The organism is Aquibacillus kalidii (assembly GCF_014280935.1).
Taxonomy (GTDB): domain Bacteria; phylum Bacillota; class Bacilli; order Bacillales; family Amphibacillaceae; genus Aquibacillus_D; species Aquibacillus_D kalidii.
Genome location: NZ_JACLZI010000042.1, coordinates 1 through 24903, shown reverse-complemented (window position 1 = coordinate 24903; position 24903 = coordinate 1). Strand labels below are relative to the sequence as shown.

General features: G+C 35.8%; 19 protein-coding genes and 1 pseudogene. 11 read left to right on the top strand and 9 right to left on the bottom strand.

What is annotated here, in order from left to right; all coding sequences use genetic code 11:
* Positions 1–176: 176 nt before the first annotated feature.
* The 4 genes from H7K77_RS12175 to H7K77_RS12160 all read right to left on the bottom strand — a co-directional run bounded on the left by H7K77_RS12175 (position 177) and on the right by H7K77_RS12160 (position 3749).
* On the bottom strand, positions 177–863 hold the full coding sequence (locus H7K77_RS12175) for a DUF4956 domain-containing protein (protein WP_186578122.1): 687 nt from the start codon (positions 861–863) through the stop codon (positions 177–179).
* Positions 864–913: 50 nt separating this feature from the next.
* On the bottom strand, positions 914–1612 hold the full coding sequence (locus H7K77_RS12170; protein ID WP_186578121.1) for a polyphosphate polymerase domain-containing protein: 699 nt from the start codon (positions 1610–1612) through the stop codon (positions 914–916).
* 153 nt (positions 1613–1765) lie between these two features.
* Entirely contained in the window at positions 1766–3070 is a 1305-nt protein-coding gene (locus H7K77_RS12165) for a sensor histidine kinase (RefSeq protein WP_186578120.1), read from the bottom strand.
* The gene (locus H7K77_RS12160) at positions 3063–3749 is read right to left on the bottom strand and encodes a response regulator transcription factor (protein ID WP_186578119.1); all 687 of its coding nucleotides are present in this window, start codon (positions 3747–3749) and stop codon (positions 3063–3065) included. The genes H7K77_RS12165 and H7K77_RS12160 overlap by 8 nt, the downstream gene beginning before the upstream one ends.
* A gap of 537 nt (positions 3750–4286) precedes the next feature.
* Here H7K77_RS12160 and glmS point away from each other — a divergent pair.
* The 11 genes and pseudogenes from glmS to wrbA all read left to right on the top strand — a co-directional run bounded on the left by glmS (position 4287) and on the right by wrbA (position 19146).
* Positions 4287–6089: a glutamine--fructose-6-phosphate transaminase (isomerizing) gene (glmS, locus tag H7K77_RS12155; RefSeq protein ID WP_186578118.1), complete on the top strand. Its 1803-nt coding sequence runs from the start codon at positions 4287–4289 to the stop codon at positions 6087–6089.
* A gap of 628 nt (positions 6090–6717) precedes the next feature.
* On the top strand, positions 6718–8052 hold the full coding sequence (locus H7K77_RS12150; RefSeq protein WP_235988923.1) for an ABC transporter substrate-binding protein: 1335 nt from the start codon (positions 6718–6720) through the stop codon (positions 8050–8052).
* Positions 8053–8183: 131 nt separating this feature from the next.
* A complete protein-coding gene (locus H7K77_RS12145) occupies positions 8184–9122 on the top strand; it encodes a carbohydrate ABC transporter permease (RefSeq protein WP_186578117.1) in 939 nt (312 codons plus the stop codon).
* 39 nt (positions 9123–9161) lie between these two features.
* Positions 9162–10004 (top strand): carbohydrate ABC transporter permease, encoded by an 843-nt coding sequence (locus H7K77_RS12140; RefSeq protein ID WP_186578116.1) that lies wholly within the window; start codon positions 9162–9164, stop codon positions 10002–10004.
* A 105-nt stretch (positions 10005–10109) separates the two neighbouring features.
* Positions 10110–11408 (top strand): arabinan endo-1,5-alpha-L-arabinosidase, encoded by a 1299-nt coding sequence (locus H7K77_RS12135; protein ID WP_186578115.1) that lies wholly within the window; start codon positions 10110–10112, stop codon positions 11406–11408.
* Positions 11409–11433: 25 nt separating this feature from the next.
* Complete coding sequence (locus H7K77_RS12130; RefSeq protein ID WP_186578114.1) at positions 11434–12051, top strand: YesL family protein; 618 nt, start codon at positions 11434–11436, stop codon at positions 12049–12051.
* A 285-nt stretch (positions 12052–12336) separates the two neighbouring features.
* Entirely contained in the window at positions 12337–13854 is a 1518-nt protein-coding gene (arfA, locus tag H7K77_RS12125; RefSeq protein ID WP_186578113.1) for an arabinosylfuranosidase ArfA, read from the top strand.
* A gap of 647 nt (positions 13855–14501) precedes the next feature.
* Positions 14502–15833, top strand: a complete 1332-nt coding sequence (locus tag H7K77_RS12120; RefSeq protein WP_186578112.1) for a glycoside hydrolase family 27 protein — start codon at positions 14502–14504, stop codon at positions 15831–15833.
* Between the two features lie 167 nt (positions 15834–16000).
* Positions 16001–17593: pseudogene (locus H7K77_RS12115) on the top strand (glycoside hydrolase family 43 protein); the annotation flags it as partial.
* Positions 17594–17869: 276 nt separating this feature from the next.
* Positions 17870–18478 carry a flavin reductase family protein gene (locus H7K77_RS12110; RefSeq protein WP_186578129.1) on the top strand — a complete coding sequence of 203 codons (609 nt, stop codon included), beginning with the start codon at positions 17870–17872 and terminating at the stop codon, positions 18476–18478.
* Between the two features lie 62 nt (positions 18479–18540).
* Entirely contained in the window at positions 18541–19146 is a 606-nt protein-coding gene (gene wrbA / locus H7K77_RS12105; protein ID WP_186578110.1) for an NAD(P)H:quinone oxidoreductase, read from the top strand.
* A gap of 15 nt (positions 19147–19161) precedes the next feature.
* Here the strand turns inward: wrbA and nrdG are convergent, their stop codons facing one another.
* The 5 genes from nrdG to H7K77_RS12080 form a co-directional block, all read right to left on the bottom strand.
* The gene (gene nrdG / locus H7K77_RS12100) at positions 19162–19638 is read right to left on the bottom strand and encodes an anaerobic ribonucleoside-triphosphate reductase activating protein (RefSeq protein WP_186578109.1); all 477 of its coding nucleotides are present in this window, start codon (positions 19636–19638) and stop codon (positions 19162–19164) included.
* Positions 19635–21509 (bottom strand): anaerobic ribonucleoside triphosphate reductase, encoded by a 1875-nt coding sequence (locus H7K77_RS12095; RefSeq protein ID WP_186578108.1) that lies wholly within the window; start codon positions 21507–21509, stop codon positions 19635–19637. The genes nrdG and H7K77_RS12095 overlap by 4 nt, the downstream gene beginning before the upstream one ends.
* A 139-nt stretch (positions 21510–21648) precedes the next feature.
* On the bottom strand, positions 21649–22056 hold the full coding sequence (locus H7K77_RS12090) for a GNAT family N-acetyltransferase (protein ID WP_186578107.1): 408 nt from the start codon (positions 22054–22056) through the stop codon (positions 21649–21651).
* Between the two features lie 146 nt (positions 22057–22202).
* On the bottom strand, positions 22203–23156 hold the full coding sequence (locus H7K77_RS12085) for an HD-GYP domain-containing protein (RefSeq protein WP_186578106.1): 954 nt from the start codon (positions 23154–23156) through the stop codon (positions 22203–22205).
* 194 nt (positions 23157–23350) lie between these two features.
* Positions 23351–24361, bottom strand: coding sequence for a DUF3231 family protein (locus H7K77_RS12080; RefSeq protein ID WP_186578105.1), 1011 nt, complete (start codon positions 24359–24361; stop codon positions 23351–23353).
* Positions 24362–24903 lie beyond the last annotated feature (542 nt).

Here is a 24903-nt window from a genome sequence, read left to right as displayed (position 1 = left end):
TATACATGTTGCTTCAATAAATTGGTTGAGAGATTATAATATTCGGATGTAGTACTTTAAAAGATCTAATTTTACGCGTGAAGTAATCAGGCGGTTCGTATTATCCATTATTAACGGTAAAATATCTTATAATGGAAATGAGCATAGACTATTGTCTATGCCCATTTTGTTATATCCTATGCAGTAAAATTACCATCATAACTAAGCATAATCGCTGATTTTACGCTTTCTATATCGGAAATACTATTAATAAACTGTGTATCTTGTTCCTTTACTCTAATTTCATAGGTTATTTCTAAATCATAATTTGGCATGGCTGATTTTGATTTAACTGCATGCTTGCTCACATTTTGTTTGATAATATGTTCTAATGATTTTTCGATTGATGGATCGCTATATTTGATAACAAGCAAATATGGATTTTCAACTGAGATTTTGTTAATAAATAGAATCATGACTAATCCAATTAAAATAGATCCTAAAATTACTAATGGGATGAAACCTGCACCAGCTAAAATCCCAGATACTATTGCCCAAAATAAATAAACTAGATCCATTGGATCTTTAATAGGTGTACGGAAACGAACAATTGACAAGGCACCAACCATACCAAGTGATAGTAGCACATTTGAAGAAATGCCCATTATAATTAGAGCTGTTGCCATTGTCATAATAATTAGTGAGACATTAAAACTGTGTGAATACACTACCCCTGAAAAGGTTTTTTTATATACAGCATAGATAAAAAGGCCAATAATAAAAGAGACAGTCAAGCCAATCAGAGAATCGGTTAAAGAGAAGCTAGTTGTTTTTTCCATAAAACTTGATTTAAATATATCACTAAAATTTGTTAAACTTTCCATAATAAATTCCTCCGTTATGTTTATATTAATGTAATAGAAGCAGCTGCGTTTTACCCATACATTCTACTTAAATGATATTTTGAGTATGTGCCTAAGCGACGGTCATTCACCTGCAGAAGCATTTTAATGATATCAGGTAAATACTCATCATATTTCACTTCAAGTACGACCAGATTAGGTTCCAGAGCCTCAACCATTGGTAGGTTAGGATTAAGTAAATCATTGTTACGAAAGCTTGTCTTTATGGAACTATCAAAAGTTATTCTTACATTTCCATAAGGATAGACAAATACTTCCCGTTCGTAATCCACTACAGTTACTGGTTTAAGTTGAAATAGATTCATTTGGTTATAAAGCTCTCTTACTATAGGTCTGTTATCAAATTCCATCCACTCTGTTTCACCAAATCGAATCTGTTCATATTCTTGTGCAGTAAGTCGACATTTCACTTTATAGGTCATATTATTTCGTTTGCTCTTCTTTTCTAAGTTAATGTAATCTGTTTGGTTGTTATATAGACGAACCCGAAACTTGTCCCGTTTAAAATGTCCCTCTTTTTTCTCAGTGAGTACTTTATTTTCAATGTTATCGAAATAGACACTTCTTATTAAATATCTTCCTTCTTCATTCGTATTTGGATCAAAGCTCATCACATGGCGAAGGTTATTTCGTAACAAATAACAGTCTAGTTTCGTAATAGCATGTTTAAGTTCTCTTCTACCTTGAGGTGTTTGATTAGGTTTTACCAAAGTGTTTTCTCCTTCCGTTGTAATCTCTTGATAATCCTAATTATAGTCAAGTACCTTAAAACAACCTTAAACATTCTTAAAAATTATATTTGTTTAAGACATTAGGTAGATAGAATGAAAAAAGCCACTGCTTTTGTATGCAGTGACTTTTCATTATTTAGGAAATTTAATGGTAATAATCGTCCCTTTAGGTTCATTCGAAGATGCTTTAATTGATCCATTGTGGCTAGAAACAATCCATTTAGCGATTGATAGACCTAAGCCAGTCCCCCCATTTTCTCTAGTTCTTGCTTTATCTTCACGGTAAAACCGTTCAAAAATACGTTCAGCACTGTCTTTTGTTATCCCTATTCCGGTATCACTAATTTCCAAGTGAATCTTGTTATCCACATAAAAAGTTTTTATCCCGATACTATTGCCTTCTTGTGTATATTTTAATGCATTGTCCATTAGTATAACTAAAAGTTGGTGGATTCTTTGCTTATCTGCGAAGAATAATTGATTACTTTTCAAATGGAACCATACTTGTTTATCTTGAGAATTAGCAATTTCCTTATATGGTTCACATACTTCTCGTACAAAGCTATCAAACTCAAAATCGGTTTTATCTAACTGTGTTTCTGATGAATCAGCCCTAGCCAATGTTAATAAGTCTGTGGTTAACTTTGATAAGCGGTTAGTTTCGGAAAGGGTTAATGCAATATTTTCAAACTTATCCACAACTTTAGCGTTTGGAGTTGTGAGCAATAGCTCTAATTTGTTTTTTATAATTGTTAAAGGTGTGCGTAACTCATGTGAGGCATTCTCTACAAATTCAACTTGTTTGTTCCAGGAAGTAATGATTGGTTGCATTGTTTTCTTCGATAACAAATAACTCGCCATGATTGATAGAAAGATGAAAATGATAGAACATGCAATTAAAAGCTTTTCAAAGTTCTGAAGTAAACTTTGTTCAGCATCCACATTTATTAACAACTGTGTATAACTTCCGTCACCATTTTCAATCATTAGTGAACGAAAATCATATGAATTGATCTGTATGTTGGAAATAACCCCAACCGATTTTCCAGTAAATTGTAACTCGGATAGATAATGTTCATAGAACAATGTACCGATTTGTTCCTGATTACTTATTTCACCATCCTCACTCCATTCAACAGCAATTACGCGGGGGCTAGGTAACATTGGTCGATCATTTGACTCTGGATGCTGTTCCATTCTAGATCCTTTATCTTCAGGTTCAAACGGTTCTTTCCCTTTTTGTAAGGGTTGCTCAAAGCCGGTGTCTTCCTTAAATGTCTGAAAGTTATACAATTCTTCATCTGGCTTTGAATATAAGGAACTTTCAATGCTTGTAAAAATAATAATGCCAAAAATAGTAAAAATTATACTGAAAGCAATAAAGTTAAAAATCATAAATTTCCATTGTTGTCGATTAATCATTTTGTTTTTAAGCATCTGTCTCACCGTTATCCGTAAGCATGTAGCCTAGTCCTCTAAATGTTTTTAAATACTGATCGTACCCAAATAACTTTAGCTTCTTTCGGATATGACTAGCATATACTTCTACGACGGTTGTGGAAGTATCCGATTCAAAGCCCCATATCCGATCAAAGATTTGATCCTTCGTTACGATAATGTTTTTGTTGCTTATAAGATACTCGAGTAGATCAAATTGTTTTCCGTTAAGGATAACTTCTTCACCATTTATCCTAACCTGTTTGTTTTTTACATTAAGGTTAAGATCCTTAAATGTGACCACATCATTAGAGAATTCACCTACGGCTCTTCTAATAATAGCCCCTAACCGTAATAATAGTTCCTCCCTATGAAAAGGTTTAACTAAATAATCGTCTGCACCTTCTTTAAAGCCCAGTATTTTATCGTCAATTCCATCTTTTGCTGTCAAAATTAAGACTGGTACTTTAATATTACGTTCCCTTAATTTATGCAACAGTTCATATCCGTTCATCATCGGGAGCATAATATCCAGGATGATAACATCATATATATTTTGTTCAGCTAAATATAAACCTTCCTCACCATCAAAGGCTTGCACAACCTCGAAAGAATTGATTGTAGTTTCTTTAATAGTTTCAGAAAGAAGTTTGTCATCTTCTATAATAAGTAATTTCAAAGGAAACACCTCAATATGTTATTTGATTATTTTTATATAATATTAGAACTGTAATCGTACAGAATGCAAATGTTTTTTTGGAACACATCTAGGATAAGCGCATAGTTTATAGTATCGCGGCGTGTTAGTCGTGGAAGGATAAATTTATAATTGCTTAAAGATGTAATATCAAGTAAAATAAAATAAGTTCGTGTCAGCTAGTGATGATCTGTGATGATTAACCCATAATTAATGACATGGATTTATTTTAGAATGGAAAGGTGGATCGTTGTTAAAAAAGTAAATAAAGCGCCTGGACTATCTTCCCGAGCGGTGGGAAATAGTTGACGAGGAGGAGGATTATCGAGAAAGTTCGGCGGATACCTCCCGGTTGTGCATCTCAACCGATATGTTTTTGTTTGAAAACAAAGAGGTGACTCTTTGCACAAGAATAAAAACATGATGTATTTTACAACGCGAGAAAGGGGCAAATAAACGCCCCGTGTTTCGATTAAGGTTGTTTGTTTGCCCCTTTAATTATAAGGAGGAAACAACGATATGTGTGGAATTGTAGGATACATTGGTAATAATGATACAAAAGAAGTTTTACTAAACGGACTTGAAAAATTAGAATATAGAGGCTATGACTCTGCAGGTATAGCAACATCAAATGATGAGGGTATTCAATTATTTAAAGTTAAAGGACGTATTGCAAACCTTCGTGAAAAAGTAGATAACAGTGTTCAATCAACAATGGGGATAGGTCATACTCGTTGGGCAACTCATGGTGCTCCGAGCGAAGAAAATGCCCATCCACACCAAAGTGCGTCTGGTCGATTCACTATTGTTCATAACGGTGTTATTGAGAATTATTACGAAATCCGCGACGAATATTTAGCTAACGTTTCGTTAAAAAGTGAAACAGATACTGAAATTATCGTTCAGTTAATTGAAGTATTAAATGATAAAAATAATGATGTAGCTAAATCATTCCGTCAAGCTGTTGCTCTACTGAAAGGATCTTATGCTCTTGCACTTATCGACTCTAAAGATCAGGAAAAAATTTATGTTGCTAAAAACAAAAGCCCATTACTAGTAGGTTTAGGTGATGGATTTAATTTAGTTGCAAGTGATGCAATGGCAACATTAAAGGAAACTGATCGTTATGTAGAGATTCATGATAAAGAAGTAGTTATTGTAAAACGTGACTTTGTAGAGATTCAAAGCCTAGATGGTGTTGCTATTGAACGCGAACCATACACTGCAGAAATTGATGCAACTGATATTGAAAAAGGTACGTATCCACACTTTATGTTAAAAGAAATAGATGAGCAGCCACCTGTAATCCGCAAGATTATTCAGGAATACAAAGACGATAATGATAGCATTAAGCTTGATCAGGATATTCGCCAAGCCATGCTAGATTCAGATCGTGTCTATATTATTGCTGCTGGAACAAGTTATCATGCTGGTTTAGTAGGTAAACAATTAATTGAAAAACTTGCAAATGTACCTGTTGAAGTACACATTGCTAGTGAATTTTCTTATAACATGCCTCTTCTTTCGGAGAAACCATTATTTGTATTTATCTCTCAAAGTGGTGAAACAGCTGATAGCCGTTCTGTTCTTGTTGAAACAAAAAAATTAGGACACCCTGCGTTGACGATTACAAACGTACCGGGTTCTACCCTTTCTCGTGAAGCCGATTTTACGTTACACCTACATGCTGGACCTGAAATTGCGGTAGCTTCTACTAAAGCATACACAGCGCAAATAGCCGTTCTAGCATTATTAGCAGTTGATACTGCTCAAGCAAAAGGAATTGATTTAAGCTTTGACCCATTACAAGAATTAGGTATTGTTGCTAGTGTAATGGAATCTTTAACAGACCAAAAAGAAGAATTTGAAAAGCTTGCTAAAGAATTCTTTACAGAAACACGTAACGCATTTTATATAGGTCGTGGTATGGACTACTTTGTTGTTCAGGAAGCTTCTTTAAAACTAAAAGAAATCTCCTATATTCAAGCGGAAGGTTTTGCTGGTGGAGAACTGAAGCACGGTACGATTGCATTAATTGAAGAAGGTACACCAGTAATCGCGCTTTCTACTCAAGCAAATGTGAACTACTCTATCCGTGGTAACGTGCAAGAAGTTGCTGCACGTGGAGCAAAAACATGTGTAATTAGTCTAGAAGGATTAGAACAAGAAAGTGATACATTCGTATTACCGCACGTGCATGAATTATTAACACCATTGGTTAGTGTTGTACCAATGCAATTACTAGCTTATTATGCAGCACTTCACCGTGACTGTGATGTAGATAAGCCACGTAACCTTGCTAAGAGTGTGACAGTAGAATAATCATTAGTTGTCTTGAAAGGCGAATAGCATAACATGTTATTCGCCTTTTTTAGTTTAAACATAATAAATAGGTACGTACGAATGAGTAGGCTGTTGGGAGGTATCGATAAGTGATGGGAATAAAGTTCGAGATGGGCGATAAAAGGGGCAGAAATATATAATGTATTCTCTGTAGTTATATTATTGAATAGCGATGGAATATATAACTTTATTTTAATTAGTTAAACGTGACTATTTTTTTAATAATGGGTAAACATATTAATGAATTAGACTTTATTATCTAATAGTTCTATTTCAAACCTAAGCCTTTTACAGAGTTACTTAATATGCATGTATATCAAGCTTTTTACTGATTTTACAGACAATCATTTTAAACGTACGTATATATATCAGAAAAAGTAATTGATAAGTTGCTATTTATATTATAAAAAACTGTTGACATGTACGAACAAGTATAATATATTTAGAGTGTAAAGAATGCGTTTTCATTAATGAAACATGCTAGAGGTAATAAGGAGTAAAATTTTTAGTAACAATGTAAAGGCTTACAGATTTGCAATCAATTATACACAAAATGGGGGCGAATGAATTGTTTAAAAGATCTTTTCGTTTAGTAGCAGTTGTTCTAATGATCAGTGTCATGTTACTTAGTGCTTGTAGCGGAGGTGGCGGCAACGCTTCATCTGATGGTGGTGCAAAAACTAAGGATGGTAAGAAACAACTAGAATTTATGTTTAGAGGATCAACAGAAGAAGAAGCAGCATATAAAAAAGTTATTGACCAGTTCGAAGCGGATCATGAAGATGTAGAAGTAAAGTTAAATACAATTCCTGCTGATAACTATGCAACAAAGTTAAAAGCGGCTATCACGGGTAAAAAGATTCCAGACGTATTTTATATTGCACCAGGTGAAGTTAGAGCTTATGCAAACAGTAAAGTACTATTAGATTTAACAGAGCATGTTGAGAACAGTGACGCAATTAATTTGGACAACATGTGGGAATATGGGTTTGATAGTTTCCGTTATGATGGTGAAACACAAGGTGCAGGAAGTATCTATGCGTTGCCAAAAGATGTTGGGCCTTTTGCTTTAGGTTATAACAAGACTATGCTTGAAAAAGCTGGCGTTCCACTACCAGATAAAGACAAGCCAATGACTTGGGATGAATTTATCAAAGCAGCTCAAGCTGTTACAAAAGATACTGATGGCGATGGTGAAATAGATCAATTTGGTACTGGATTTAACGTTAACTGGGTATTACAAGCATTCGTTTGGAGTAACGGTGGAGATTGGTTAGATGAAACTCAAACAAAAGTAACTGTTGATACTCCAGAATTTGCTGAAGCACTTCAATTCTTTGCAGATCAACAAAATGTGTATAAAGTAACTCCTTCTATTGAAGACGCACAGACGCTTGACACATACCAACGTTGGTTAAGAGGACAATTAGCGTTCTTCCCAGTAGGACCATGGGATGTAGCTACTTTTGATAAAGAGTTAGATTTTGAATATGATTTAATCCCTTACCCAGCTGGAAAAACTGGTGAGCCAGCAACTTGGATTGGAACATTAGGAATAGCAGTTTCTGCTAGCACCGAATATCCAGATTTAGCTACAGAACTTGCAGAATACCTTTCTGCATCTGAAGAAGGACAAAAAGCACTTGTAGATGCACATGTTCAAATCCCGAACTTAAAAGATATGGCTGCTGAGTGGGCTGCAGATACGTCTACTACACCAGCTAATAAACAAGAATTCTTGGATATTGTTCAGGACTACGGTCGTGCGTTACCAGCTAACAATACGTACAATGGTGAGTGGTATGATTACTTCTTTACAAATATTCAACCAGTATTAGATGGAGATAAAACTGCTGCTGAATATGTAAAAGAGGTTCAACCGAAAATGCAAGAGTATCTTGACAATGCGATTCAGTTAGAAAAGCAATCAAGTGGAAATTAATAAAAAATTTAAGCTATGAATGAAGTACAGGAAATGATGTTATGTTCCTTCAAAAAAATATGAAGAGCAAACGTCATTTTCTGTATTCTTATTAAACCAAACGATTAAGTTGAGTCAGGGGTGAATTTAAAATGGGAAAACAATCAACTGATGTATCAATAAATAAACCACTAGGAAACAAGAAGCCTAAGAAATCAAAATTGTACAAAAAAGAGTCTCGAGCTGCGTTAATATTTATCCTGTCACCAGTGGTGGGATATCTAATCTTTACGTTATATCCATTTCTATATTCAATCTATGCTTCGTTTACGACATGGAATGGGCTAGGATTTCAAGAGTGGAACGGATTGGGAAACTATGTTTCATTATTAACCGATGATTACTTCCATAAGTCTTTATTTAACACGTTATATATGATGATTGGTATTCCAATCGGTTTAATTCTTTCTTTACTACTAGCGATGGGGCTTAATCGCCGCATACCAGGTACAACAACATTTAGAGTAATTTACTATGTACCAGTTATTTCATCATTAGCTGCAATCTCCGTTTTATGGCAATGGGCTTACAATGGTGATTATGGTTTGGTTAACCAATTCTTAGGATACCTTGGTATAGATGGTCCTAACTGGTTACAAAACAAAAACACAGTTAAACCAGCGCTTGTAATTATGACAATTTGGAAAGGGCTAGGTATGTCAATGTTACTATATTTAGCAGCTTTGCAAAGTGTTCCTAAGATGTATTATGAAGCAGCTGATTTAGATGGAGCAAATGCCTTCCAACGATTTAGACATATTACTTGGCCGATGGTAAAACCTGTTACATTCTTCCTAGTAATAACAAATATTATTGGTGGAGCGCAAATGTTTACGGAGATCAACATCATGACTCCTACAGGTGGGCCAGAATATAGCTCGGCTACTGTTGTATTCTATATTTGGCAGAAAGCTTTCACTAACTTGCAGATGGGTTATGCTTCCGCAATGTCCGTAGTACTTGGATTGATTATCTTTATAGTTACGCTTATTCAATTTAGGTTAAATGATAAGTCTTCTTTTGAAATGTAAACAAGAGTTTAATATTAAGATGAAGTAGAGGTGAGACCGTTGTCACAGAAAAAAACTACTAGAATTGCAAATATATTTATATTTATTGCCTTATGTATTGGGGCTGTAGCGATGATAGCACCATTGATATGGATGTTATCAACTTCTGTAAAGCAAAGAACGGACGTTTTTGCATTACCTCCTGTGTGGATTCCAGAAAATTTTAACTGGGGAAAATACCTAGAGATTTGGGAAGCAGGTCCATTATTATCAGGGATACAGAACAGTTTGATTATATCTTTATCAGTCTGTATAGTAGGAACATTTACTTCCAGTCTTGCAGCTTTTGCGTTTGCGAAGCTTAGATTAGCATTTAAAAATGTCATTTTCTTATTGCTATTATCAGCGATGATGATACCATATCCAAGTTTAATGATCCCTCAATTTTCTATGTTTTCAAGTATGGGATGGGTAGACACACTACTACCACTTATAGTACCACCTATTTTTGGTAATATAGTGATGGTATTCTTTTTGAGGCAATACCTGATAAATGTTCCAAACTCAATAATCGAGGCTGCTAAAATAGATGGGTGTTCATTCTTTGGAATGTTTACAAAAATTATCTTCCCATTGATTCGTCCTGCTGTAGCAGCACAGCTTATTCTATGGTTCATGGGTGTTTGGAATGACTATTTAGCACCGATTATCTATTTGAGTTCACCTGAAAAGTTAACCATACAGCTTGTTATTGCTAACTTTAACGCAACATATGCCATTCAAACGGATTACCCGTTAATCATGGCTGCATCGGTTATTGCTTTGTTACCAATGTTGATTGTATTCCTTGTTTTCCAAAAGCAAATTATCGAATCAATTGCCATTACTGGTGTAAAAGGTTGAGTTTTCTTAACATTTTATATATCCCTGACTAATAAACTAGAGATGCTCCACCGCAGTTACTTAAGTCGGTGGAGCTTTATTTATTTCAAATAAAAGGAGTTATTTATGATAAATCCAGATATAATCCCTAAAGACAAATTATTTGATGAAGAAATAATTCAAGATGAAACCAAGTGGACGACAAACAATGCTCATGATCCTGCCCTAGTAAAGGATGAAGACACCTACTATGTGTTCTCGACCGATGCGCAACATGGTGGTGACTTTAAAGCGGGAATCCAAATTAGAAAATCAAAAGACTTAATTAATTGGGAATGGGTAGGAAGAGCGCTTAACGGGGTACCAGAAGAAGCGGAAAAGTGGACGGGTGCAAAAGGCTTATGGGCACCGGATGTTACAAAATTTGGTGATACGTATTATTTATATTATGCAGCATCTCAATTCGGTAGTACGCAATCGTTTATAGGAGTAGCAACTAGTTCTAACATTGAAGGGCCATATATAGATCAGGGTGAAGTATATAAATCCAGAGAAGGTGAAGAACATGAACCTAATGCTATCGATCCAAACATTACGATAGATAAAGATGGTCAGCCTTGGATGGTATTTGGTTCCTTTTTTGGTGGTCTCTATATAAATAAAATAAATTCTAAAACTGGAAAATTTGTTGAGGCAGGTAAAGGGACATTAATAGCTAAAAGACATGTTAGTGTTGAAAGAGCAATTGAAGGGCCTTATGTTGTATATAATCCTGATTTTGACTATTACTATTTATTCGTCTCCTATGATTCGTTATTCTCAAACTACAATATACGAGTAGCACGATCTAAAAATATAGAAGGGCCATATTTGGATTTTCACGGTAACGACATGACTAACATTGAGTTACCTCCAAATGATGTAGGTCTTAAGATTTTGGGTGGGTACAAATTCCATAGCGGAGATGGATGGGTGGCGCCAGGTCATAATTCCGTGTTGAAGGATGGTAATAACTACTATGTTTGTCATCATATTAGAGCAGAACAGGATAAAAGATGGCATTACCTCCATATTAGAAAGGTAGTATTTACTGCTGACGGATGGCCACTTGTATCACCTGAAAGGTTTGCTGGAGAAGAGGAAGAAGCAATAGAAATAGAAAAAATCGCTGGTGATTGGGAACACTTTAAAGTAGATAAGGACAATGATTCACAGGATGTAGCTGCTAGAGAACTAATAGCGATTGATTCTGAAGCGACTAATTATTGGTTGCAGCAATCGGGTAATCATTATATCCTTAACTTAGCTAGTAAAAAAATTAGTGGTGTCATACTACCAAGTTGGGATTGGGAAAAATGGCAACATACTTATACTTTCATGGGAAAAGATGATGAGGGAGTAGTAACACTAGCTAAAAAAGTATAACTCGTAAGCAGAAGGAGCAGATTGTATGGATGGCAACTGGGCTGTAGGGATCATGAATATGATAGATAAGATAGTTAAGTTAGTGTACATCAATGTTTTGTGGATCGTTTTCACAGTGTTAGGTTTAATTGTATTTGGATTAATGCCAGCAACTGCTTCTGTAAATGCACTTATACGGGATTTACTGAGTGGTAAAGAAGTTACCAATATATTTAGTGAATTCTGGGTTCAATATAAAACAAGTTTCATTAAGTCTAATTTAGTGGGCATAGTATTTATAATAATAGCCATATTTTTATATGTGGATATTCGTATCTTATTAGGTACAGATTCGATCGTTGGAAAAATGATATTAGCAGTATTATTCATGATTTCCTATATCTTTTTTGCTACGCTATTACATTTCTTCCCCATCTTTAATAGATATGAAATGAAGACATTTAATTATCTAAAACTATCTATAACATTAGCAATGTCTCATCCATTTACTACTATTTTAATGGTGCTTTGGTTATTTGTTGTAGGGGTATTATCTCTCAAATATACAGTGATCATTCCTTTATTATTTATATCACTAATAAGTATAGGAAGTAATTGGTTAAGCATGAAGAGGATTGAAAAGAAAAATTTATTAGAAGACTAAAAAAGGAATGTACTCCATGGATTTACTACAAAGGAGTGCATTCTTTTTTTAGAATCTATATCCCCTTAAAAGAGGGAATAACCTTGACAAACACCAATAATTTTCTTAATCTTAATATACGTACAAATAATTCGTTTGATTATATTTGAAGTGAACATGTACGTTCAACTGAGTGAGGGAGTATTTTTTTACGAACATTTAACAATAATAATTTTGAAAGCGGTTTATAATGGTTGGATATTTCTTATTTCAACCTAAAAAATAGTTGGAAAGGGAGATTTACTGATGGGAAATGATTTATTAAAAGCAAAAATGGTAGTAGATAAAGAGTTCAAGATTTCAGAAATAGATCCTCGTATTTATGGCTCATTTATTGAGCACTTAGGTAGAGCTGTGTACGGTGGAGTCTATGAGCCTGATCATCCAACAGCAGATGAGCATGGATTTAGGCAGGACGTTATGGATTTAGTAAAGGAACTTCAAGTACCAATAGTGCGTTATCCAGGTGGTAATATGGTTTCTGCGTATAATTGGGAGGATGGTGTAGGACCTAGAGCAGAGCGTCCGAGACGTCTAGAATTGGCGTGGCGAGTTATTGAGACAAATGAAATAGGTACGAATGAATTTATGGATTGGGCCAAAAAAGTAAATTCAGAGGTTATGATGGCAGTCAACCTTGGGACAAGGGGAATTGATGCAGCAAGAAATCTATTAGAATACTGTAACCACCCTGGTGGGACGTATTATAGTGAGTTACGAAAGCAGCATGGATATAACAATCCTCATAACATTAAAACATGGTGTTTAGGTAATGAAATGGATGGCCCATGGCAGGTAGGTCATAAAACAGCTAATGAGTATGGGCGATTGGCTGCTGAAACTGCCAAAGCCATGAAACTGGTTGATCCGACAATTGAGTTAGTAAGTTGTGGTAGTTCCAACACAGCGATGCCAACATTCCCAGAGTGGGAAGCAACCACTTTAGATCATACTTATGAGCATGCTGATTATGTATCCCTACATCAATACTATGGAAATAGAGACAATGATACGGCAAACTATATTGCAAGTTCTTTAGATATGGAAAACTTTATTAAGACAGTTATCTCTACTTGTGATTATATTAAAGCTAAAAAGCGTAGTAAGAAGACAATTAATCTTAGTTTTGATGAATGGAATGTATGGTTTCATTCCAACGAACAGGATAAGCAAATTGAACCTTGGTCTATTGCTCCACCTCAGTTGGAGGATGTGTACACGTTTGAAGATGCTATCTTAGTAGGAAGTATGTTGAATGCTATGTTAAAGCATTCCGATCGAGTAAAAATTGCATGTATGGCACAGTTAGTCAATGTTATTGCACCTATTATGACCGAAAATGGAGGGGGAATTTGGAAACAGTCTATCTTCTATCCATACTATTATACATCTGTATATGGTAGAGGTGTTGCATTACAGCCAGTGATCAGCTCACCTAAATATGATAGTAAAGACTTTACAGATGTTCCTTATTTAGATACTTCGGTTGTTTATAACGAGGAAAAGGAAGAGCTAGTCATTTTTGCTACGAATCGTCACCTAAAAGATTTACTACACGTAGATATTGATATTCGCTCTTTTGAAGATTACCAAGTGGTAGAACATGTTGTGTTAGAAAATGATGATGTAAAGGCTGTAAATACATTGAAATCTGAAAGTGTAAAACCGCATTTAAATGGGGAGTCTTCCGTAACAGACGGCAAACTATCGACTGTTTTACCTAAGCTTTCATGGAATATGATTCGTTTACGTAGAAATAAATAATTTAGAACAATAAGATTCTTTTCGCATACTTTATGCTTTTAAATACGCATTAGAGAGAAAATCTCTAGTTACTTTATTAAAACCTTTGGATGTGTGCTTGAACTACTTCCGGCAGAATACTCCGCTTTCCGTGGGCACGGCTTCAGCTTCCTCAGAGCAAAGAACGCTCTTCCGGGATTTTCGGACTCGTGCTGTTCCCACAGGACAAGGAATGCTACGGAAGCGATACATCGCACGAATAAAATCGAGTTTTATTTTCGAGGAGTTTCCGCATTCTGCCTACACTTAGACAGACTTCCAATCACGTAATAAAATGATTTTCGAGTATTTTAGTATAAAACAAGTTAAGTTAGAGTTTTTACACTATTTAATTTTGTTGATTGTAGCGGAGGGCAGTGGACTCCTGTGGGAAAAGCAACAGCTGAAGACCCCACAGGGAGCGTTCTTTGCGACCGAGGAGGCTGAGGCGTTGCCCACGGAAAGCAACTGCCCGGAGCGGAAATCAACGTCTCCACTTACTGCAGAGTCTATAGATAATATGTCAAAAGTATAGTTGTTCGAGAAGAGCCATCTTAAAGATGATTATTTAGTTGGAGTCACTTCACTATATAGGGAGGTGACTCTAAAAATGAAGAGGAGGAAATGATTTGCATCACCATTCTTATGCCAAGACTCCACCAATGGGTTGGAACAGTTGGGATTGTTACGGAGCAACTGTAACGGAAGAAGAGGTTAAAGGTAATGCTGACTATATGGCCTCAAACCTTAAACGATATGGTTGGGAATATGTTGTAGTTGATATTCAATGGTCGGAATCTGGAGCGGTGTCATCAGCCTATCGTCCTTTTGTACCCTTAGAAATGGATGAATACTCTAGATTAATTCCTGCTATTAATCGTTTCCCTTCATCAGCACAAGGCAAGGGCTTCAAGCCATTAGCCGATTATATTCATAATTTAGGATTAAAATTTGGTATCCATATTATGAGAGGAATTCCACGTCAAGCGGTACACCAAAATACTAAAATCCTAGGAACTGATGTTACAGCAAGAGAGATTGCAAAGCCTAATTCAATTTGTCCTTGGAATACAGATATGTACGGTATAGATAATACTAAGGAAGGTGCTCAAGCCTACTATGACTCCTTATTTAAACTTTACGCGGAATGGGAAGTTGATTTTGTGAAAGTTGATGATATCGCTGATTCAAAGCTTTATGGCGCACATGTAGAAGAAATAAAGATGATCCGTAAAGCTATTGATAAGTGTAGTAGACCAATGGTATTAAGTCTATCTCCAGGACCTGCACCATTAGAGCAAGCGAGTCTTTTTGAAGAAAATGCAAATATGTGGCGAATGACAGATGATTTCTGGGATTTATGGGAGTTACTTTACAACATGTTTGATCGATGCTACAAATGGAGCAAAAATATAGGACCAGGATATTGGCCAGATGCGGATATGTTGCCGTTAGGTCATATCGGTATTCGCTCTGTAGATGGTGGTGCCAGTGATCGATATACACGTTTTTCTAAAGATGAGCAAGTGACCATGATGACCTTATGGTCGATATTCAGGTCCCCTCTGATGTTTGGTGGAGAACTTCGAGATAATGATGCTTGGACATTGTCTTTACTTACCAATGAGGAAGTATTAGAAGTACACCGATACGGACATGATGCTCGCCAAATTTTTAGAGAAGACAATAAAGTAGTGTGGGCATCACAAGGGGACCCTGACTGTCTATATGTAGCTTTGTTCAACATAGCAGATGAACCTCAAGAAGTATCTGTTTCATTAGAACAATTATCCTTATCAACACAACAGGATGTAGAAATAAGGGATCTTTGGAATCATAAGCAAATGAAAATAGAAACAAAAGAAATACGTGCCCAATTAGCAGCTCATGCCTCGTTATTAGTTAAGGTAAAAGGGGTAAAAATGAATTATCAAAATACTATTTCTAAATTTAATTTATAAAATACTAGATTATTGATATTTATAGAGCACAAGTTATTCGAAGTGTACTTGTGTTCTTTTATTTAGAAGCACATGACACTCCATTCAAATAATGTTTTGAGAGGTACTATAGCTCCATTATAGAGAAAAGAGGTAAGCATATGAAAAGGAAAAAAATATATCTAATTATGATAGTGGTTCTTTTGGTGATTGCTGCAGTGGGAGCGTATTTATTTTTTACCAATTCTGAATCTAGTTCAAACATGGAGCCACCAACATTTACAGAAGTGTCTGTTCATGATCCATCCATTGTAAAGGATGGTGATACTTATTATGTGTTTGGTTCCCACATTGAGTCGGCAAAGTCTACGGACTTAATGAATTGGACAAGGTTTACGAATGGTTATGAAACACCGAATAATACATTATATGGTGATCTATCCCAGAATTTAGCGGAATCATTTAAATGGGCAGGAGAAAATGATTCCGATAGTACAGGTGGTTATGCCGTCTGGGCACCAGACGTCTTTTATAACGAGGACTATCTAAATGAGGATGGGTCTAAGGGTGCTTATATGATCTACTATAGTGTTTCTTCCACCTATATTCGGTCTGCAATTGGCTATGCTGTTTCCCAGAATATCGAGGGTCCCTATACTTACGTAGATACAATTGTATATTCCGGTTTTACTGAGGATGAAGGGTATGATGAGAACAGTAATGTGAATAAAAAGTGGAGTAATACCAATATTCAATCACTAATAGAGAATGGAACGCTAGAGGAACCTAATGAAAACTGGTTCAGAACAGGTGGTTCATACAATAATAGAGAATACCCAAATGCTATTGATGCCAACTTATTTTATGATGAGGAAGATAAGCTTTGGATGACATATGGTTCGTGGTCTGGCGGTATTTTTATTTACGAAATAGACCCTCAAACAGGCCAGCCTATATACCCGAAGCAAGATGGTACAACAGAAGATGGAAGAATGATAGACCGCTATTTTGGAACAAAAATATCGGGTGGGTATGAACAGTCTGGTGAAGGTCCATATGTCGTTTACGATAAGGAAACAAAATACTACTACTTATACAAAACCTATGGCTACTTAGATGCAGCAGGTGCATATAATATGAGGCAGTTTAGGTCAACCAATCCGGATGGTCCTTATGTGGATGCGGCAGGAAACGGTGCGGTATTAGAAGTAGGACAAGAAAATGCAGAAGTTGGAAATAAACTGATTGGTAATTACATGTTTAACCTTGAAGATAACCTAGGAGCAGAAATGACATATGGCTACGTTTCTCCAGGTCATAATTCTGTATTATATGATCAGGAAACTAAAAAGCAGTTTTTAGTGTTCCATACAAGATTCCCGGAAACTGGTGAAATGCATGAGGTTCGGGTTCATCAAATGTTTATGAACAAGAACGATTGGCCGGTAGTAGCCCCATATCGCTATTCAGGTGAATCTGTTAATACTGAAATAAAGAAAAAGGAAGTTGTAGGGGAATACAAACTTATCAACCACGGTCATTATAATTTTAATGATATAGTGGCGCCAGAATTAATTGAATTAAATAAAGATGGTTCAATTTCTGGTAGTGTCGAAGGCTCATGGAGTATAGATAATCAATATGCTTCTCTGACAATTGACGATATAACTTATGATGGAGTATTCATAGCGCAATGGGATCCATTATCAGAAACGTATGTTATGACGTTTACGGCTTTATCTAATGAAGGTATATCCATATGGGGTAGTATGACGCCAGATGTAGAATGATAGTCATTTGAAAATTCTAAACAAATGTGAAAAGCCCAAATATGCTAAGCAAATCTTAGTGATTTGGGTTTTTTTACATTATGAAACACTCTTCCTAAAAATCCTCTTTGTTTGACAATGATAGAAAATTATAATAATATTTATCTCGAATTGAAGATATTAAGTTTAAGTTGAATTGTTTTGGGAAAGTATAATTATAAAATAGATTAATAATGGGTATTTTTATAAATTAGCTTAGTAGGGATAAGGATAAAAGGACTGATGACAATGGTGTCGATTGATCCATCGAATAATTCGGAAAGAGCAAATTATAAATTGTTAACAGGGAGTATTATACCTAGACCAATTGCCTTTGTAACTTCTCAATCGAAAAAAGACGTTTTAAATGCAGCACCATTTAGTTACTTTAATATTGTTTCGGCTGATCCACCAATGATTTCATTATCCATACAACGTAGTAAAGGTAGACCGAAAGATACGGCAGTGAACATTTTGAAGACAAAAGAATTTGTTGTCCACATTGTAGATCAATGGAATGTCGAAAAGGTTAATCAAACAGCAGCAAGTCTTTCGCCAGAAGAGAGTGAAGTGGAGTTGACAAAATTAACACCAGTTAATAGCAAAAAGATTACTGTGCCTGGGATAATGGAAGCCAAGGTACGAATGGAATGTGTCTTGGAGCATGCCATAGAACTAGGTGATAATGAAAATCCAGGCTGTGACTTTTTAGTTGGTAGAGTCGTACAATTTCATATTGATGATCAAATATATGATAATGGGCGAATAAATGCTAATGGATTAGCTGCAGTAAGTAGATTAGCGGGAAATGACTACGCAAAGATAGGCGAAGTTTTTACTTTAGAAAGACCCAAATAATACAGTTTCATGGATAACCTTAGTTAGGTATATAAAAATAATAAGAAGAAGGAGAATGAATAATGTCTAATGTTAAATTAGCAGTAATTTACTACAGTATGTCAGGAACTAATTATGAATTAGCAAAGTGGGCTGAGGAAGGCGCAAAAGAGGCGGGAGCTGAGGTTAGAGTTTTAAAAGTACCAGAACTAGCACCACAATCGACTATTGATTCTATTGATGCGTGGAAAGCACATGTAGAAGCAACTAAAGACGTTCCAGAGGTAACATCTGATGATATAGAGTGGGCTGATGCACTTATCTTTAGTACGCCAACTAGATTTGGTAATATGGCTGCTCAAATGAAGCAATTCCTTGATACGCAAGGAGGGCTTTGGGGATCTGGAAAAACAGTTAATAAGGTAGTTAGTGCCATGTCATCTGCTCAAAACCCACATGGTGGTCAGGAAGCTACTATCCTTTCCTTGTACACTTCTATGATGCACTGGGGAGCTATTATAGCTGCACCAGGATATACAGATCCAGTCTTATTTGCTGCTGGAGGAAATCCGTACGGAACTAGTGTAACAGTTGGACAAGATGGAAAAATGGTTGAAGATGTAGAAGCTGCAGTTAAACATCAAGCGAAGCGTACCATCGAGATTGCCAATAAAATAAAAAGTAATTAACAAAAAAGGATCTGATCATTTGATCGGATCCTTATTATTTACTTTAGTTAAGTCTATGATTCGTTGGTTTTTACTGCCTCGAAATTGTAAGGACAAATCTCTTTCAGCTAAAATAAATGGACTATCAACTAAAACATCACATTCTTTTAGTAGTTCTAGTTTAAAAGGGTCATTTGAATTAACTAGTTGTTCGTATGTATAACCACTATAAATCCATATATTTTTATTAAGCTGTTTGATTTTATTTGCAAGCTGAGAAACTTCTTTTGCTTGCATGAATGGCTCTCCGCCAGACAGTGTAACATTGCAGAGCTCATTACTCCTTACTTCCTGTAAAACGTTATCTACTGTTACTTCTGTACCATTTCTTATGTTCCAACTTGCAGGGTTATGGCATCCTTTGCAAAAGTGAGGGCAACCAGCCAGAAAGATGACTGTTCTTAGGCCAGGTCCATCCACCACTGAATCGTGGATGATATTCATGATCTTCATTGGTGTTTCACACGTTCTTGTTCTTCTTCTTTTTTAGCAGAATTCCACTTACTCATATCCCCAACAAGGTATCCAGTTATTCTTCTAATTCGTTCTATCTTCTCTTCGGCCTGGTTATAACAACTAGGGCATGCATTATCAATAATCCCTGTATAACCACAGCATGTACAACGATCGACTGGGTGGTTAATAGACCCATATCCAAAATCATGCCTTGCCATTGCTTTTACCAACACATCAAGTGCTTCAATATTTTTAGAAACATCACCATCACACTCTATATAGGAGATATGTCCACCGTTACAAAACGTATGGAAGGCCCCCTCTTTCCTTATCTTGTCGATTGCTTTGGTTTTATAATAAACAGGAATATGAAAGGAGTTTGTATAGAACCCTCTATTTGTTACCCCTTTTATACTTCCAAATGTCTTCTGATCTTCTCTTGTAAATTTACCTGATAAACCTTCTGCAGGTGTAGCAATTAGGGAGAAGTTTAAGTTATATTTAGCTGTTGCTTCATCCATTCGAATTCGCATATGCTCCACAATTTTAATCCCCAATTGATACGCTGTTTCAGACTCGCCGTGATGTTGACCTGTTAAGGCAACGAGAGCCTCTGCTAACCCAATGAACCCAACACTTAATGTTCCGTGTTTAAGAACTTCTTGTAAGGAATGATCTGGTTTTAGTTTTTCACTATCTTTCCAAACATGTTGACTATATAAGAAAGAGAAATTTTTTGCTAATTTATTTGCTTGAAAGTGATAACGTTCCAGTAACTGTTTTATGGAAATATCGATATAGTTATCCAGCTTTGATAGGAAAGATTGGTAATCGTTTGTTGTAAGGGCGATTTTTACTAGATTAATGGAAGTGAAAGAAAGATTTCCTCTGCTTATACTATTTTCATCACCATGTATATTTCCCATTACTCTAGTTCTGCAACCCATATAGGCAACTTCTGATTCAGGCGTCCCGGTATAGTAAGGGCTGTTAAAGCTTGCATCAATAAAGCTAAAGTTTGGAAAGAGACGTTTTGCTGTAGTTTCTAATGCAAGTATGTATAAATCATAATTTGGTTCATCAATATTATAATTCATTCCTTGTTTAATTTTAAAAACTTGGATAGGAAATATCGGTGTTTCCCCATTACCCAAACCAGCCTTTGTAGCTAAGAGAATATTTTTGATCAGAAGTCTACCTTCTTTTGATGTATCAGTCCCATAATTAATGGAGACAAAAGGTACTTGGGCTCCACCTCGACTATGCATGCTATTACAGTTATGAATGAACGCTTCACAAGCCTGAAACGTGTCATTGTCCGTTTCCTTCCATGCTTGTTGTTCGATTCTATCCTTTGTCCAATCGGTCCCATAGGTTTCTAAACGTTTAATATGTTTAAGATATGTTTTATGAATATAAGGAGCCAGGTCATAGTCAAACATTGGATAACTTTGACCACCATGCTGCATGTTTTGGTTTGATTGAAAAACAATCGAGGCTAAAGCCATTGCACTTCCAATATCACTAGGTTCTCTCATATACCCATGTCCAGTATTAAACCCACCCTTTAAAAGTTTTCCTAAAGGAATTTGACAACATGTTGTAGTACCTGTTGGCATAAAGTCTAGGTCATGAGGGTGGATATAGTTCTCCTCCATGGCTTGTTTAGTAGCCTCGCTCATCATAGTGTGCTTTGCGTAATATTTGGCTGATTCAGATGCAAATTTAGACATTTGTCCCATAGGAGATTGCCCATCCATGTTAGCATTTTCCTGCATTAAGTCCTGATTACTAGAGGAGACAATCTCCGTTAGGGTATTTAAAAAATTACTCTCTAGCCGTTTTGCTGTAACCGTTGTGCTTGGCATTATATTCACTCCTATAAACTATATATTGATTTATCTGGCAATTAAAAACTCTATATGTTGTGCTAGGAGTTAGTTTAACATAGGCGTGTTTACAATAACTGTGATAAAGTTCACTTTTCTAAAAATAAAAAGTGCATTGTTATAAGAATATCGACATACCTGGTGCATCGCTATCCCGCTCGGAAAAACCGTGTATTTTGTAAAAATTTTGTTTTCCTTTCGCGCTAAAAAGTTGTACCCACTTAATATTTTCAGCTTCACATTTCTTAAGTAGTAATTCAATGATTTGTGAACCAATCCCCAGCCGTTGATAGGTAGGGTGAACCATTACATCACAGATAAAAGTTTGATAGATTCCATCCGAAACAATTCTTCCATATCCGATTAGTGAAGATTCATGGTAGATAGAGATACAGTACCAGCTATTACATATAGCGGTATAAAGTTGGTTATAGGTAAACAAACCTTTTCCGTTCCACCCAGTCGTTTTGTGTAAATGAATATAATCTATCATACTAGGCGCTACTTCTTTAATCTCAGTTTCCATTCCTTACATCCCCTTCTCTACAGGTGATTAATCAGTGAATTATTATAACTTTTATTGTATAAATATTCAACAAAAGACATTAAGAAAGGAAATGTTGTTATGATTTACAAAACATAACAACATTTCCCAGGTTCTAAACGATATATTTATTGAACTTTTGTTAACAACTTATCTGAGGAAAATAGTTGATTTTTGTTTTCATGCAAATAGGCGAGGAAGGTGTCAGCGACGAGAGGATCAAATTGTTTTCCTTTATTTTTATCAAATTCCTCTAATACAACTTCTATATCTTTTGCGTTTCGGTACACCCTTTTGGAAGTCATCGCATCAAACGCATCTGCAACAGCTATTATTTTTGCTACTAGTGGTATTTCTTCTCCCTTTAGTCCATGAGGATATCCCATTCCATCGTATCGCTCGTGGTGATACAAAACCATATCTAGTATGCCTCTTTCTTTAAAGGCAGCTATATGTTTTAATGTTTCGTAACCAATTTTTGGATGCTGCTTAATTATCTCAAACTCTTCTTTGTTTAGCTTGGATGGTTTATTTAGTATTATATCAGGAATGACTATTTTTCCGATGTCATGTAATAATCCACCCAAATAAATATTCTCTTGTACCTGCTTGCTTAACTTTAACCTTTTAGCAATTATGGTAGAGAAATTTGCTACGTTTTCTGAGTGGGTAGCTGTATAAGGATCTCTTGAATCTAATAGTTTAGCAAGTGTTGTTGATAATTGTATGTTTGCTTGGTGTTGTGTAACGTACTTTGAAATTAGTGTAGAGGTGATCAAAGCAATAACGAAATAAGTTACCCAAAGATAAATAAATGAATCAATACCATTGAGATTATCTGGGATAACTAAGTATCTTGTAAGTGTGACTAAAGAGCTCAAATAAAGGAGGATCCATTTACTTCTATAGATAGAACCTAATAAAATCATTACTAGTGAGTAAATGATGACCAAGTTTCGATCGGAATGAATGAAGCCTTCCAACCAGATGACAAGCGCAGCTATGGTGAAGAATATATATCTATATTTAATTACTAGTTTGAGTGAAGGATTTAAATCAGCCTGATTATGATAGATTTGCATGTTAGTCTCCTTAAATGTATATTTTTGATTTTAACATAGATATCTTATATGTAAAAATTTGATGTAAAAGGTATTATTTTGTAAATTAAAGGTATAGAAAATGAAATACTCTACTGTGCTGCTTGTTTAGTCTAGTTGAGTACTATCTAAAACAGTGATTCCATTTATAAGGGAATCACTGTTTTCTCAGGCATTTATTTTTTCTTTCCTTTTACTAGGTATTCTCGATCAATTGCTTGAGGTGGTCTTTCAAACCAACCATTTTTTATTAATATATTTGCTGCATCTTCTGCATAAAGTCCGATGTCTTTTAGTTGTTTTAAATATTTTAGTACGAGATCACGTCTTAGACTTAGGGCAAGTGAACCACCAATATTCCCCAAAGATATAGCATTTAAGGCAGAGGTTTGGAATAGCATTAGCTTGTCTGAGAACGGGGACACTGTAGAATTATTCACGTCGGTGTCCCATGTCATAGGAGAAGGAAGGGAACTCTCCTCTAGCAAAGTGCGGTATTGCTTCATTATTTCCCGAGCTAATTCGACCCCTCTTGAGAAGAATCGTCTTAGTTCTTCGGATTCAGCTACCTGTGCGAAGCCGGTTAACAGTGCTTTACCATAGGCGTTGTTTGTAAAATTCATGAAGATATGAGTTATTTCTTCAGCTGTTAATGTTCGTCTCTCACCAAACCAACCTCTCATAAAGCTTTGTTTTTCAACAAAATCAATAGTATCTGGGATATTAATGTATGGAGGTCGAACAAAAAGACCTTTGGATAACATTATCTCCTTTGCAGTGTCTTCGATCTTAATTGACTCGTTAATAGCATGTGAGAAGAATTCCCTAACATCTTTTCTAGCTGCAGTGGAAAATGCCATACCATATGCAGCTATACCTGATTTCCCCATATTCCGTAAAAAATATAGCATATATGTATCTGAATATAATCGAGGAGCATTTAAGTCAACATCACTATCTGAAAATCCGATTGGGATAGGATAATCAGCCTGTTTAAAAATGTCAGTTACCTGATTAATGTGAGATTTAGATATGGTTATAGCTTTTTCAATTAATGGTTTTATTTCAGAGTCCTCTACAACAGCATTAAAATATTTTAGTACAGGAAGAGCACTACTGTCCGTCATGTAGTTGCTCCAAAGGCTACCTATTTCTGCAGAAGTGAGTTGAATGTTATGTTCTTTCATATGTACATCCTCCATATAATCGTTTGACGATAGTCTTTGTTTCTTTTTAAAAAATATTAGTAATTGGGAGCGATTTTCCAGTTTTGTTATTTCGTATTTTATATAGAATCACCAGTAAGTAATTTTCTTATATTTACTTATTTGATGGGTGCGATCACTCGCTTCGGCAGAATACTCCGCTTTCCGTGGGCACGGCCTCAAGCCTTTCCGTGACGCAAAGACCGCTCTTCCGGGATCTTCGGACTCGTGCTGTTCCCACAGGAGTCTACGTATTCTGCCTACGCTAGATTTGTGTTATCTAGTCAGGATTGCTTAATACATGAAATGAATTAATTAAAACAGATCTCTCTTTTTAGCAATGTTATGCTAGTGGAGGAAATATACGGAGACTCCTCGAAAATACAACCCGATTTTCTTCGTGCGATGTTACGCTTCGGTAGCATTCCTTGTCCTGCGGGAACAGCGAAGACGGTGAGACCCCACAGGGAGCGAGGGGGCTACTTGAGTAACCATCTTGCTCCCTTGCACCGAGGAAGCCTGCT